Source organism: Cohnella baijiui, assembly GCF_020731285.1.
Lineage (GTDB): Bacteria > Bacillota > Bacilli > Paenibacillales > Paenibacillaceae > Cohnella.
The window spans coordinates 314,809-327,569 of sequence record NZ_JAJFOW010000004.1; the positions used below are offsets into that span (position 1 = coordinate 314,809).

Below are 12,761 nucleotides of genomic sequence, written 5' to 3' on the forward strand. Positions count from 1 at the left end.
ATCCGTTGCGCATACAGGCATTATAATACGCCGCGAACCTCCGCACCAGCGGCCAAGCGTCCGCCCGTCCCGCGAAGCGGCGAACGGCCGGGGGGCAGCTGCCGTCCGAGCTGGCGCAAGCACTCGGAAAGACCGGCCGGCGGCGGCGCTCCGTTGATTGGCCGCCCTTTCCGCCGGGTAAGGATTAGGATGGAAAGACAGCCCTAACCCAGAGGAGGACATGAACGCATGAGCAAAGACCGTTCCCGCGACCCCCAAAGGCCAGGCGGCAAGGACGAGCAGCTGGAGGCTTACCGCGTCGACGACGGGGGCCAGCGCCTGACGACGAATCAAGGACTGCGCGTCACGGAGGACGAGCACTCGCTCAAGGCGGGCGAGCGCGGCCCCACGCTCCTGGAGGACTTTCATCTGCGGGAAAAGATCACCCACTTCGATCACGAGCGCATCCCGGAGCGGGTTGTACATGCCCGAGGGTTCGGCGCGCACGGTTACTTTCAGGTGTACGAATCGATGGCGCCCTATACGACGGCCAAGTTCCTCCAGGACCCCGCCGCCAAGACGCCGGTCTTCGTGCGCTTCTCCACGGTCGCGGGCTCACGCGGCTCGGCAGATACGGTGCGCGACGTGCGCGGCTTTGCGACGAAGTTTTATACCGAGGAGGGCAATTACGACCTCGTCGGCAACAATATGCCCGTCTTCTTCATTCAGGATGCGATCAAGTTCCCCGATCTGATCCATGCGGTCAAGCCGGAGCCGAACAACGAGATTCCGCAGGCCGCGACGGCACACGATACGTTCTGGGATTTTGTCGGCCAGAACACGGAGAGCGCCCATATGGTCATGTGGGCCATGTCCGACCGCTCCCTGCCGCGCAGCTTCCGGATGATGGAGGGCTTCGGCGTCCATACGTTCCGCTTCGTGAACGCGCAGGGCGAAGGGCATTTCGTCAAGTTCCACTGGAAGCCGACGCTCGGCGTCCACTCGCTCGTCTGGGACGAGACGCAGAAGATCGCGGGCAAGGATCCCGACTTCAACCAGCGCGACCTGTGGGACGCCATCGAGTCGGGGACCTATCCGGAGTACGAGTTCGGCGTCCAGATGATCCCGGAGGACGAGGAGTTCAGCTTGGGCTTCGACATCCTCGACCCGACCAAGCTGTGGCCGGAGGAGCAGGTGCCGGTCAAAATCATCGGCAAGCTGACGCTTGACCGCAACACCGACAACTTCTTCGCCGAAACCGAGCAGGTGGCGTTCCACCCCGGACATGTCGTTCCCGGCATCGACTTTACGAACGATCCTCTGCTGCAGGGCCGGCTGTTTTCCTACACGGACACGCAGCTGACGCGCATCGGCGGGCCGAACTTCCACGAGATCCCGATCAACAAATCCGTGGCGCCGGTTCACAACAACCAGCGCGACGGCATGCACCGGATGACGATCAACCGCGGCCCCGTCAGCTACCACAAAAACGCGCTTGCCGGCGGCGATCCGTCGCCCGCTCCGGCGGAGGAGGGCGGCTACGCGCACTATGCCGAAAAGGTCGAAGGGCGCAAGGTGCGCCAGCGCAGCGACAGCTTCAAGGACCACTTCAGCCAGGCGACGCTATTCTGGAACAGCATGTCGCCGCCGGAGAAGCGGCACATCGTCAGCGCCTTCCGCTTCGAGCTTGGCAAGGTGAAGAACAAGGACGTCCGCCAGCGCGTCGTGGACATGCTGGGGCAGATCGACGGCGCGCTGGCCAGCCAGGTCGCCGAAGGAATCGGCGCGCTGCCGCCGGCGCATTCGGGCGGTTCGGAAGTGACACGGCCGGCCCCGGCGCTCAGCATGGCGAACACGATGAAGTCGGCGAAGACGCGCAAGGTCGCCGTTCTGGCTGCAGACGGCGCGGACGACGCCTCGCTCTCGGCGCATCTGGAAGCGTGGAAAGCGGCGGGGATGGTCCCCGAAATCGTGAGCGTGAAGCTGGGTTATCTTGCGAGCGACGCCGAGCGGGAGATCGAGGTGAGCCATACGTTCCTCACGGCGGACGCGGTTCTGTTCGACGCGGTCTATGTCGTCGGCGGACGGCAGAGCGTGGACGCGCTGCTGGCCGAGCCGAAGGCCGCGGATTTCGTCAAGGAGGCGTTCGTGCACTACAAGCCGATTGGCGCGACAGGCGAGGGGACGGAACTGCTCGCCGCTTGCGGGACGAAGATGCCGGTCGAGGGCGCTCCGGGGGTCGTCGTCGAGCAGGGAGACGCGGCCGGCGACGGCTTCTCCGGGGCGTTCATCGAAGCGGTGGCGGCGCACCGCCACTGGGATCGTCAGGTGTGAGGCGAAGGTAGCGAAGCGACGGGCAACGGCGGAAGGGGCCAGAGCGGCGGATACGCCGGCTCTGGCCCGTTTGCTTGAGGCGGGGATGCGCGGGCTGTTGGCGGCAGCGCGAACGTGCAGGAAGCGGTACCGCGCATCCCGGCTTCCTCCAAGCTCCGCCTTAATGCGCCTCCGCCAGCACGGCCGTTCGTACGTAGGCCGCATACCGACGGGCCTCCTGCGCGAGTTCGCCGTCCGAGAGGTGCTCGGGTCCGTAGCTGACAAAGATCGGGAGATAGGTGCCGTGGCAGCGCACGATCGTAGCTTGAATGTGGCGCAGCAGCTCGCCGACCGAGAAGGCGTTAAGTCCGCCGGGCTGATACCCGTTCGCGGAGCCGCCCGTCGTCGTGGCGACCAGGAACGCTTTGTCCCGAAGGTGGTCACCGCCCGGACCAAAAGCCCAGCCGAACGTAAACACGTCGTCCATCCACTTTTTCAAAAGCGGCGGGCAGCTGTACCAGTAAAAGGGGAATTGCAGCACGATCCGGTCGTATTCGAGCAAAAGCCGCTGCTCCCGCTGCACGTCGATTTGCCAGTCGGGATATTCGCGGTACAGATCGCGCACGTCGATATTGGCGTCGTCTCGGATCGCTTCGGCTAGTGCCCGGTTGGCACGCGAAGCCTTCAGATCGGGGTGGGCGACGATGACCATCGTTTTCATTCGGTTTGGCCTCCTTGGGATGCTGAAATGTCGCTTGCATGGCCCCATTATGAGTCGGCGGACCAGAGCTTGTGAAGTACGCTCTTTTTTCGGACATAGTCCTGAAATACGTACCGAGTACGATCGGCCGTCGTACTATCGAAAATCCGCATACTCTGGTAAAGTAACGGGGAGACGAACCGCAAGAGGAGGAGAACGGCATGCCGGCACGCGCGCACGACACCCCCGACACCCAAGGCATTCTCGCTACGTTAGGCGCAATCGGAGGCAAGTGGAAGCCGCTCATTCTGTTCATTCTGCTGCAGGAGGGGACCAAGCGCTTCGGCGAGCTGCGCCGGCTGCTTCCGGAGGTGACCCAGGGCATGCTGACGAACCAGCTCCGCGAGCTGGAGCAGGACGGCCTGGTCGTCCGCACGGTGTACCCGGAAATTCCGCCCAAAGTCGAATACGCGCTCTCCGAACACGGGAAGACGCTCGCGCCGGTTCTGGGCGACATGTGCACCTGGGGATTCCGGCATTTGGACTTTCTAAAAGACGAAGAAGGCCGAATCGGCCCCGCGTTTTCCGCCGATGCGGACTAAGCGAAGGATCAAGTAGGAGGAACGACTGTGAACATCACGGGATACGGCGCGGAGCTGGTTCAGGATCCGTTCAAGATCTTGTCCGGCCGGCGCTACGAATTTTGGGTGGACTTGGACGTCGACGAAGAGGACGAGCTCTATACCGAGAACGGCGTATACGTCAAAATCGTGTACAAGGTGGAGGAGGAGCGTTCCGAAATCGTGACCTATCATCTGATGGAGAAGACGACGGACCGCTACCTCGACTTCGATCTCGAAGCCGAGGAAGAGGCCGAACTCGCCGAGTTCTGCAGAACGCATTTGCCGGAGGAAGACTGAACGGTTACGAAGCGTTTACTTGCCGGCGAGCACGCGCTTGCGCAGGAACAGGAAAGCGAAGATCGCACACAACAGGGCCAAGCCGATATAGACGATATTCGAGTACGTATCCATATAACCGACGATCGTGTCCCAGGAGGCGCCTACCGCCGCGCCTATGCAGATGAGGATGACATTCCAGGCGAGGGAGCCGAGCGTGGTGAGAAGGGTGAACTTCAGGAAGTTCATGCGCGTGCAGCCTGCCGGGATCGAGATCAGGCTCCGGACGAGCGGAATCAGCCGGCAGAACAGCACTGTCCACGCGCCGTACTTGGCGAACCAGTCGTTCGCCTTGCGGATGTCCTTCGGCGTCAGGCGCAGGATTCGCCCGTATCGCTCCACGATCTTCTCCAGCCTCTCTACGTTCAGCAGCCGGCCGACGCCGTACAGCAGGAACGCCCCGATGACGGACCCCAGCGTCGAAGAGACGACGACCCCCGTGACGGTCAGCTCCGAATAAGTCGTCATGAAGCCCCCGAAGGTGAGGATGACTTCCGACGGGATCGGCGGGAAGAGATTCTCCAGGGTGATGAGTAGGAAAATGCCCATGTAGCCGTATCCATCCATCATTTCCGTGATCCAATGTTCCATTTCGTATTCCCCCATTTCAAGGATTATTGAAGGTAAGTACGCGTACGTTCGACAATTAACAAGCGCAGCGCGGACGATTGTCCGATCGCTGGCGACATTTTTTGAAAACCGGCGTTACATGGCCGGTGGATTCGACGTTCGCTCCGCGCAATAGGCGACGAACCTCTAGCTTATTAGGACAAGTGCTCCTTGAGCTTCCGGCGAATGACGGCGTCGAGCAGCTTGTAGACGAAGAACAACCCGACGAAGCTGAGTCCGTAAGCCAGCGCGATCGACTCCGCGATGAGCAGCAAGAGCGAGGAAGGAAACAGCGCGAGCCCGATCGCCCCGAGCAGAAGGAAGAATGCCACGGCGACGGCCGCCCATCCGAGCAAATAATAGTGCGCATGCAGGTCGAAGAGGGGCGAATGCTTGGACAGCGAGAGGAACTCCTTCACTTTGAACTGGTTGATGGCTTCCCGGGCGGCCTCTTCCTTCGTCCGGCCTTGACTCGTCAAGTCCGCTGCGTAGTCTTCCAGATAGTTCTGCAGTTCCAGCCGATCCTCGCCGCTCATCGCGAGCTGCTCCACGTAGGCGCGGATGTCGTGCTGCTTGCGGTAGGTCGCATGCATGCGAATATGTCCGATATAGTTGGCCGCGCTCCAGATCACCGCGAGAGCGAAGGAGAGGACGTAGCAGACGGTCAACGCGTGCGGATCGGCCGAAGCGAACGTCTCGTCGGCATAGAACGTCAGTCCGCACACCGAGATGGAGACGAGCAGCAGCCAGGCGAACCGAAGGTCCCGGAGGCTGAACATCTTGCGCAACATTGGGTTCACGGATCATACCTCCTTAGATGAATCGGTTCACGATTTCGGTCGTCTGCTTCCAGTCGTTGATATATCTCTCCAGCAGGCGTCGGCCGTCCGCGGTCAGCGAATAGTATTTGCGCCTGCCGCCCTGGCTTTCGTTCCCCCAGAAGGAGGTGACGGCTTCCTGCTTCTCCAGGCGCTTCAACGAGAGGTACAGCGTCGGCTCCTGAATCTCGAGCGCTCCTTGCGTCCGCTCTTTGATGGCCTTGGAGATCTCATATCCGTAATTTTCCTTGACGTTCAGAATGGAGAGAATCAGCAGATCGATCGTTCCCTTCAACATCTCCGAGTTCAAATGCGACCCTCCCGTCCGACTACTTATGGATCATAAGTACATAACGATCATAAGTCAAAGTACTTAACAATGCAAGGTACAGGTCGAAAAAAATAGATCCTGACAGGAAACGCCAGTCTGCTTCGTCTATAATAGGAGGGCATGTCATGCTCGTTTATCCGAATCGAGGTGGAATCTTTGTCGTTCGTAACGCGGCTACAATGGTTTTTTAGAGAGAGATGGGGCAGCTATGCGTTGGCGATCGGACTCATGACGGCCGTCAGCCTTCTCACGACGATCCCGCCCAAGCTGATCGGCAATACCGTCGACCATATTCGCGACGGAGACTTGACGCGAGCGGGCTTGACCCAGACGGTCTTGATCCTGGTAGGACTGGCCCTGCTGCTGTACGGCATGGTCTATGTGTGGATCACGACGCTGTTCGGTAACTCGGCGTTGATCGAAAAGCTGCTCCGGGGACGCATGCTCGGTCATCTGACGCGGATGACGCCGGCATTCTACCAGCGCAACAGCACGGGACAGCTGATGGCATTGGCGACGAACGACATTCTCGCCATCGGGCAGACGGCCGGCTATGGCGTCATGACGTTGGTGAATACGCTCGTAGGCGCCACGGTCGTCATCGTCACGATGATCTCCTTCATCGACTTCAAGCTGATGCTCGCGGCGCTGATTCCGCTGCCGTTCCTGGCGGTGGTGATCAACCGGCTGGGCCGCAAAGTCCGAGTGCGCTTCATGGAGGCGCAGGCTTCGTTCGGTCGGATGAACGAACATGCGCTGGAGTCGATCTCCGGCATCCGCGTCATCCGTTCGTACGTGCAGGAAGACGCCGACCTGGCCGCGTTCGGCCGCGTCACGACGGAGGTCATGGACAAGAACAAACAGGTGTCCAAGCTGAATGCGCTCTTCCAGCCGCTCATCTCGCTCATCGTCGGCGTGAGCTACTCGATCGGGATCGGCTATGGCGCTTACTTGGTTATCGAACAGCAGATCACGCTCGGGCAACTGATCTCCTTCAACATCTATCTGGGGATGCTGATTTGGCCGATGATCTCGTTCGGCGAATTCATCAACGTGCTGCAGCGCGGCAGCGCCTCCGCCGACCGGCTCGAGACGGCGCTCTCCCAGGAGCCGGATATGAAGGACGCCGACGCGCCGGTCGACGTCGAGATCCCCGCGCAGATCGAGATGAACCGTCTGACGTTCACCTATCCGACGGTCGCTCACCCGAGCCTCTCGGAAGTCTCGTTCAAGCTGGAGCGGGGAGAGACGCTCGGCATCGTCGGGCGGACGGGGAGCGGCAAGAGCACGCTGCTGAAGCAGCTGCTGCGCCAATACCCGGTCGATCCGGGGCAGCTCCTCCTCTCGGATGTCTCCGTGGAGCGCATCGCCATCGACCGGATGAAGCGGTGGGTCGCCTACGTGCCGCAGGAGCACCTCCTGCTGTCCAAGTCGATCCGCGACAATATCGCGCTCGGCAAACCCGATGCCACCGAGGCGGAGATCGCGAAGTCGGTCGAGATGGCCTCGTTTACGGAGGATATCGCGGGCATGGCTCAAGGTCTGGATACGATCGTCGGCGAGAACGGCGTCATGCTGTCCGGCGGGCAGAAGCAGCGTCTCGCGATCGCCCGGGCTTTGCTCGTGGATTCGGAGATCCTGCTGCTGGACGACGCGCTGTCCGCGGTCGACGCCCGCACGGAGGCGCGCATCCTCCGGCACGTCCGGCAGGAGCGCGCGGGCAAGACGACGCTGATCGCGACGCACCGGCTGTCCGCCGTCAGCCATGCGAACTGGATCCTCGTGCTCGACGAAGGACGCGTCGTCGAGGAAGGCACGCACGAGCAGCTGCTGCTGTTCGGCGGGTGGTACCGCGAGCAGTGGGACCGGCAGCAGATGGAAGCGAGTCTTGAAGAGTGACGTCCCATTAGAAAGGCAATCGAAGCGTATAAAAAATGGCGACCCTGACCTAGGAGGCTGTTCATGAATTCGAAGCAATCCACGGCGAGACGACTGCTCGGGTACGCGCTCGCCTACAAGTTCCGGATCGCGGGTGCGCTACTCTTGCTCATCGTTGCCGTCGGCGCCGAGCTTGGCGGACCTTATATTACGAAGACTATCATCGACCTTCACCTGACGAACGGATCGAGCGGCGACTGGTCGGCCGTGCTCGGGCTACTCGCCCTGTACATGGGACTGCTTCTGGTCGCCAGCGTGTGCAACTACTCCCAGTCCTTTCTCCTGCAGTCGACGGCGCTCCGCATCATCCGGAATATGCGGATGGACCTCATGGGGCATATTCACCGCATCCCGCTGCGCTACTTCGACAACACGCCGATCGGACAAGTCGTCTCGCGGATCGCCAACGATACGGAAGCCGTTCGCGACCTGTTCATGAGCTTCATGGCGACGTTCGTCGTGAGCCTCGTCCAGCTCGCGGGCATCTTCGTCGCCCTGTTCATCCTGGACGCGCGGCTGGCGTTGTTCTGCCTGCTGCTGCCGCCGCTATTCGCGCTCATCATGGTCGTGCATCTGAAGTACTCCAAGGTGTTCATCACGATCATGCGCGCCCGGCTCAGCGATATGAACGCCATGATCAACGAATCGATCACCGTCATGCCGATCATCCAGGCGTTCCGCCGCGAGCGGAAGACGCGCGAGGAGTTCGAGGCGCTGAACGTGGACCGCTATGTGAACCAAATCAAGCAGTTCCGCGTCTTCTCCCTGTCTTCCCGCAATATCGTAGGCACGATCGGAAGTCTGGTGACGGCGTTGGTCATCTGGTACTTCGGCGGGGAGTCGCTCGCGACGGCGGCTTTCTCCTTCGGGGTGCTGTATGCGTTCATCGATTACCTGGGCCGGATCTTCCAGCCGATCATCGGGATCTTCGATCAGCTGACGAACGCGCAGCGGGCATTCGTCTCGGCGGACAAAGTGTTCGCGATCCTGGACATGGAGGGCAAGGAGGTCGAGCGGGCGGACGATGCCGCCCGTCCCGAGGGGGTCGTGCGGTTCCAGGACGTGACCTTCGCCTACAAGACGGGGGAGAACGTACTGAAGGGCATCACCTTCGAAGCCCGCCGGGGCGAGACGGTCGCGCTGGTCGGCCACACCGGCTCCGGCAAGAGTTCGATCATGAACCTGTTGCTCGGGTTCTACGAGCCGGATCAAGGCGTCATCACGATCGACGGCCGCGACATCTCCACGCTCTCCAAGCAAGCGCTCCGCAAGCATATGGGCATCGTGCTGCAGGATCCGTTCCTATTCGCCGGCGACATCAAGTCCAACGTCAGCCTCTACAACCCCGACATCACCATCGACCGCGTGAAGCGCGCGCTGGCGGAGGTTGGGGCAGCGGCCTTCGTTGAACAGCTGCCGAACGGCTACGACGAGCAGGTGGTGGAGCGGGGGAGCACGCTGTCCTCCGGCCAACGCCAACTCATCTCCTTCGCCCGCGCCTTGGCGTTCGATCCGTCCATCCTCATCCTGGACGAAGCGACGGCCAGCATCGACAGCGAGACCGAAGGGCTGATCCAGCGGGCGCTCCAGGTCGTCAGCCACGGAAGGACGACGCTCGTCATCGCGCACCGGCTGTCGACGATCCGAGAGGCGGACCAGATCCTGGTGCTGCACCGCGGCGAGATCGTCGAACGGGGCAACCATGACGAGCTGATGGCGCTTGGCGGGCGGTATTTCAAGATGTACCAGCTGCAAAAAGGGGAGAAGCCGGTGGTCGAAACTCCGGCTAGCACCGCTTAGCCGGCGTACCCCGCAGCCGAGCGCCTTCGGCTAGGCGACGAGAAGTCGAGGTCCTGCCGCTGCGGCAGGACTGTCTTCGCTGGTCGTCAGCCGGCTGGCCGGCCCTTGCTTTCCGATGGGGCGCCGGCCTTGCGGACAATGGCGACAAGCAAGCCTTCGTGCCCGGGCGAGCAGAATTGCCGATCGCCCGGGGACAGTGGCGGCGGACAAGGTAAGCGCATTCAAAACGCGAGCAAAGCGTTGAAAAACGGAGCGATTTCGTATTTGCATCGGGGGAACTGACGGAATCGGCTGATTTTGTCGAATTATGAATAATCAGAATATTTGAATAATGGTTGTCCGTGGGCTATAATGAAACCAACCAAAGGAAAGGGGATAGTCCAATGGGCCAGGAAAGCGAAGCATATCCGGGGATGGAGAAAGCGCAGCAATTCCGCCCGTTATCGGTATGAATCGGCGGCACGGATATGCGGGAACTCGCAGCAGTTCGAGCAGTACGAACGTTTCGAAGGACAATTCCTCCATTACCTAAGATAGGAGCGTATAGGAAAAATTGAATAGCAAGGATGAGCAAGGATAGGGCGCCCGGTTATCAGCCGTTAACCGAGCGCTCTATTATTGCGTTTGCGCGGCTATATCAGACTATATCAGACGGCCGGCGGGAACGGCGATCCGGTCGAAGTCCGCCGCCAGCTCCGCAAAGCGCGCGATCTGGCTCGCGTAAGCGGGGACGCCCGCGTCGACCAACACCCAGTCGGGTTGGCCCGGCTCGCCGAGAAGCACCGCGTTGGCGATCATCGTCCGGATATAGGCGACGTCAGGCGGAAGCCTGTCCTTCTCCATTTCCAATTCCAATTCCTCCCGTTGGTTTATCCCGGGTAGGTTGTGCCGCGGTTTGCGATTTATACCCCGTCCGGTGCCATGCGCATGTCGTCAGAACAAGTCGATGAAGCGCATGGCTCGCCGGGAAAGGTATCGGTCCTTCAGCCAGACGACGCCGACGTCGGACTGGAAGCCGCCCCCGGCCAGCTCGAACATGGCGATGCCGGTCAAGGGGAACGACGTCAGGACGGACTTCGGCAGCAGCGCCGCGCCTAGTCCGGCCGCGACGAGCGCAAGGGTAATGGCGACGCTCGAGCATTCGCACAGGATGCGGGGCGTCAAGCCGGCGGCTGTGAAGGTTCGCACCACGCTTTCGTGCATGGCGACCGTGCGGTCGGTTTTTAGCGTGATCAGGGGACGTTCGGAAAGCGCGCGCAAGTCCAGGAGCCCGAATTCGTCGGCACGCAGCTCCCATGCGGACGGGACAAGCGCGACAAACGGATCGGAAGGCAGCGGCTTCACGGCATAGCGCCCGGACCCGCCGGGCGCTTCGAACGGGAGGCGCGCCACGACGAGCTCGATCTCCCGCCTGTCGAGCAGCTCGCCGAGCAGAAAGTGATCGCCCTCCCGGATTTTGTAGGTGACGAGAGGATACATTTCGCGGAACCGGCGCAGCGTTTCCGGCAGGAGAGAGATGCAGGAAACGACGGCGCCCACCGCCAGGACGCCCTGCACACCTTCGTCGATCGCCTGCACTTCCTTCAGGCTTTCCTCGAATTGGCGGAGCAGCAGCTCGGCCCGCGCGCGCAGCAGTTCTCCGGCCGGCGTCAGCTGCAGCCGCTTGCCGCTGCGGTCGAACAGCGTGACGCCTAGCTCCTGCTCCATCAGTTTGAGCTGGCGGCTGAGCGGCGGCTGCTCCATGTGGAGCCGCTTGGCCGCGCCCGTCACCTGACCTTCCTGCGCTACCGCAAGGAAGTACCGAAGCTGCCGCATATCCATAATCGAACGCTCCTCTTTGGCATCATACCTTGAAAGTATGATAGGGGTACAAAACCGATATTTCAAATATAGAACGCTCTGGCCTACGATACAACTGAGATCAACCGTTCGAGGGGAGAGGCCGGGTATGGGGAATGGAATCGCGGTCGAGCTGACCGCCGCCAGAAAACCGAAGCCGTCGCAGCAAGCGCTGGGTTTCGGAAGGTATTTTACGGATCATATGTTCATGATGGATTACGAAGCGGATCGCGGGTGGCACCAACCGCGCATCGTGCCGTACCAACCGATCGTGTTGGATCCGGCCGCCAAAGTATTTCACTACGGGCAAACCGTATTCGAAGGGATGAAGGCGTTCCGGGCGAAGGACGGGCGGATTCGGCTGTTTCGGCCGGACGCTCATCTGCGCCGGATGAACCGCTCGAACGCGCGAATTTGCGTTCCGCCGATCGACGAGGAAACGGTGCTGACGGCGCTAAAGCAGCTGATCGCCGTCGACCGCGAGTGGGTGCCGGAGAACGAGGGCACGTCCCTCTACATCCGGCCGTTCATCATCGCGACCGAGCCGCTGCTCGGCGTCGCGCCGTCCCGGCAGTACCGGCTGACGATCATCTTGACGCCGGTCGGCGCTTACTACGGGGAGGGCATCCGGCCGGTTCGCATCCATGTCGAGCCGGACGATGTCCGCGCGGTCGCCGGCGGCGTGGGGGAGGCCAAGACGGCGGGCAATTACGCGGCCGGGCTTCAGGCGCAGGAGGAAGCTGCCAGACAAGGCTACGACCAGGTCATGTGGCTGGACGGCGTCCATCGACAATATATCGAGGAAGTCGGGAGCATGAACGTCTTTTTCCGGCTGGGCGAAACCGTGGTGACGCCTGCGCTGAGCGGCAGCATCCTGGCCGGCGTAACGCGGGATTCGGCGATTCGCCTGCTGCGCCTTTGGGACATCCCGGTCGAGGAGCGGAACGTCTCCATCGACGAGCTGGTAGAGGCGCACCGTGCGGGTGCGCTGCGAGAGGCGTTCGGCACCGGCACGGCGGCCGTCATCTCGCCGATCGGGGAGCTGCAGTGGAGAGGCGAACGGTTCGCGATCGGAAACGGCGATCCCGGCCCGCTGGCGAGGCGGCTGTATGACGCCGTCACCGGCATCCAGCGCGGCGGCGAGCCCGACCCGTTCGGCTGGATGGCGGACTTGGACTGAAGGAGGGCGCAGGGAGGGAGCATAGCGAAGGTGGAGCACGCGATCCCTTTGTGCCGCTTCTTCTCCGCGCCTGGGTTCATCGCCCTGGCGGTTTGCATCACCGTCGCTGGTTGGAGCAAAATGCTCCAACCAGGGTAGCAAGGAGGCTGGGGCGCCGCCAGATGGAGCAAAATGCTCCAACTAGGGCAGCTAGGAAGCTAGGGCGCCGCTAGATGGAGCAAAATGCTCCAATTAAGGTTAGATGTAGGTAGTTTACATACGCACATTCGGCGAAAAGGCGTGCGAAGGTCGGATG

The 12,761-nt window shown here is 61.5% G+C and carries 12 protein-coding genes; 6 read left to right on the forward strand and 6 right to left on the reverse strand.

Going from position 1 to position 12,761, the window contains the following annotated elements; all coding sequences use genetic code 11:
• Positions 1-228: 228 nt before the first annotated feature.
• The gene (locus LKX83_RS06700; RefSeq protein ID WP_227881395.1) at positions 229-2,313 is read left to right on the forward strand and encodes a catalase; all 2,085 of its coding nucleotides are present in this window, start codon (positions 229-231) and stop codon (positions 2,311-2,313) included.
• Between the two features lie 160 nt (positions 2,314-2,473).
• Here the strand turns inward: LKX83_RS06700 and LKX83_RS06705 are convergent, their stop codons facing one another.
• On the reverse strand, positions 2,474-3,013 hold the full coding sequence (locus tag LKX83_RS06705) for an NAD(P)H-dependent oxidoreductase (protein WP_227881396.1): 540 nt from the start codon (positions 3,011-3,013) through the stop codon (positions 2,474-2,476).
• A 200-nt stretch (positions 3,014-3,213) separates the two neighbouring features.
• On the opposite strand from LKX83_RS06705, the gene LKX83_RS06710 reads away from it, so the two are divergent.
• Together LKX83_RS06710 and LKX83_RS06715 are read left to right on the forward strand one after the other, a co-directional pair.
• The gene (locus LKX83_RS06710; RefSeq protein WP_227881397.1) at positions 3,214-3,594 is read left to right on the forward strand and encodes a winged helix-turn-helix transcriptional regulator; all 381 of its coding nucleotides are present in this window, start codon (positions 3,214-3,216) and stop codon (positions 3,592-3,594) included.
• A gap of 27 nt (positions 3,595-3,621) precedes the next feature.
• Positions 3,622-3,912 (forward strand): DUF6509 family protein, encoded by a 291-nt coding sequence (locus tag LKX83_RS06715; protein WP_227881398.1) that lies wholly within the window; start codon positions 3,622-3,624, stop codon positions 3,910-3,912.
• A 15-nt stretch (positions 3,913-3,927) separates the two neighbouring features.
• Here LKX83_RS06715 and LKX83_RS06720 read toward each other — a convergent pair whose 3' ends face one another.
• From LKX83_RS06720 to LKX83_RS06730, 3 genes are all read right to left on the reverse strand, one after another.
• Positions 3,928-4,542 (reverse strand): DedA family protein, encoded by a 615-nt coding sequence (locus LKX83_RS06720; protein WP_227881399.1) that lies wholly within the window; start codon positions 4,540-4,542, stop codon positions 3,928-3,930.
• Between the two features lie 173 nt (positions 4,543-4,715).
• Positions 4,716-5,360, reverse strand: a complete 645-nt coding sequence (locus LKX83_RS06725) for a hypothetical protein (protein WP_227881400.1) — start codon at positions 5,358-5,360, stop codon at positions 4,716-4,718.
• A gap of 13 nt (positions 5,361-5,373) precedes the next feature.
• The gene (locus tag LKX83_RS06730; protein ID WP_227881401.1) at positions 5,374-5,688 is read right to left on the reverse strand and encodes a PadR family transcriptional regulator; all 315 of its coding nucleotides are present in this window, start codon (positions 5,686-5,688) and stop codon (positions 5,374-5,376) included.
• Between the two features lie 141 nt (positions 5,689-5,829).
• Between LKX83_RS06730 and LKX83_RS06735 the strand changes: the two genes are divergently transcribed.
• On the forward strand, positions 5,830-7,608 hold the full coding sequence (locus tag LKX83_RS06735; RefSeq protein WP_227881402.1) for an ABC transporter ATP-binding protein: 1,779 nt from the start codon (positions 5,830-5,832) through the stop codon (positions 7,606-7,608).
• Positions 7,609-7,671: 63 nt separating this feature from the next.
• Entirely contained in the window at positions 7,672-9,447 is a 1,776-nt protein-coding gene (locus LKX83_RS06740) for an ABC transporter ATP-binding protein (RefSeq protein WP_227881403.1), read from the forward strand.
• Positions 9,448-10,089: 642 nt separating this feature from the next.
• On the opposite strand, the gene LKX83_RS06745 is transcribed toward LKX83_RS06740, so the two are convergent.
• Both LKX83_RS06745 and LKX83_RS06750 read right to left on the reverse strand, forming a co-directional pair.
• A complete protein-coding gene (locus tag LKX83_RS06745; protein WP_227881404.1) occupies positions 10,090-10,296 on the reverse strand; it encodes a hypothetical protein in 207 nt (68 codons plus the stop codon).
• An 84-nt stretch (positions 10,297-10,380) separates the two neighbouring features.
• Positions 10,381-11,268 (reverse strand): LysR family transcriptional regulator, encoded by an 888-nt coding sequence (locus tag LKX83_RS06750; RefSeq protein WP_227881405.1) that lies wholly within the window; start codon positions 11,266-11,268, stop codon positions 10,381-10,383.
• A gap of 127 nt (positions 11,269-11,395) precedes the next feature.
• Here LKX83_RS06750 and LKX83_RS06755 point away from each other — a divergent pair, with 127 nt between their 5' ends.
• Positions 11,396-12,466, forward strand: a complete 1,071-nt coding sequence (locus tag LKX83_RS06755) for a branched-chain amino acid aminotransferase (RefSeq protein ID WP_227881406.1) — start codon at positions 11,396-11,398, stop codon at positions 12,464-12,466.
• Positions 12,467-12,761: the final 295 nt, after the last annotated feature.

Coding starts and splice junctions, on each gene's coding strand:
- LKX83_RS06700 (WP_227881395.1), top strand. CDS start 229: ATGAGCAAAGACCGTTCCCGCGACCCCCAAAGGCCAGGCGGCAAGGAC.
- LKX83_RS06705 (WP_227881396.1), bottom strand. CDS start 3,013: ATGAAAACGATGGTCATCGTCGCCCACCCCGATCTGAAGGCTTCGCGT.
- LKX83_RS06710 (WP_227881397.1), top strand. CDS start 3,214: ATGCCGGCACGCGCGCACGACACCCCCGACACCCAAGGCATTCTCGCT.
- LKX83_RS06720 (WP_227881399.1), bottom strand. CDS start 4,542: ATGGAACATTGGATCACGGAAATGATGGATGGATACGGCTACATGGGC.
- LKX83_RS06735 (WP_227881402.1), top strand. CDS start 5,830: ATGTCATGCTCGTTTATCCGAATCGAGGTGGAATCTTTGTCGTTCGTA.
- LKX83_RS06740 (WP_227881403.1), top strand. CDS start 7,672: ATGAATTCGAAGCAATCCACGGCGAGACGACTGCTCGGGTACGCGCTC.
- LKX83_RS06750 (WP_227881405.1), bottom strand. CDS start 11,268: ATGGATATGCGGCAGCTTCGGTACTTCCTTGCGGTAGCGCAGGAAGGT.
- LKX83_RS06755 (WP_227881406.1), top strand. CDS start 11,396: ATGGGGAATGGAATCGCGGTCGAGCTGACCGCCGCCAGAAAACCGAAG.